Source organism: Streptomyces sp. NRRL F-6676, assembly GCF_000725625.1.
Lineage (GTDB): Bacteria > Actinomycetota > Actinomycetes > Streptomycetales > Streptomycetaceae > Streptomyces.
On sequence record NZ_JOHS01000138.1, the window covers coordinates 1 to 330 of the forward strand.

The following is a 330-nucleotide window of genomic DNA, read 5'->3' on the forward strand; positions in this document are numbered from 1 at the left end:
GCGGTGATCGGGCCGTTGCTGGCGCCGCCGCGGATGGGCAGGCCGGTGCGTGACCGTCGCCAGGTGGTCAACGGGATTCTGTGGAAGCTGTCCACGGGCACCGCCTGGAGGGATCTGCCGGAGAGGTACGGGCCCTGGAAGACGGTCTACGAGCGCTTCCGCCGGTGGTCGGCCGATGGAACCTGGGACCGGCTCCTCGCCCATGTCCAGCAGCATTGCGACGCGGCCGGTGCGGTCGACTGGACGGTCGTGTGCGTGGACTCGACGACCGTGCGTGCCCACCAGCACGCGGCCGGGGCCCGAAAAGGGGGCACTCGATCCGGCCGGGTG

The 330-nt window shown here is 71.5% G+C and carries 1 protein-coding gene; it reads left to right on the forward strand.

The window, feature by feature from the left end:
• Positions 1 to 3 precede the first annotated feature (3 nt).
• On the forward strand, positions 4 to 330 hold a 327-nt coding region (locus tag IO29_RS31345; RefSeq protein WP_234316403.1), incomplete at its 3' end, for an IS5 family transposase.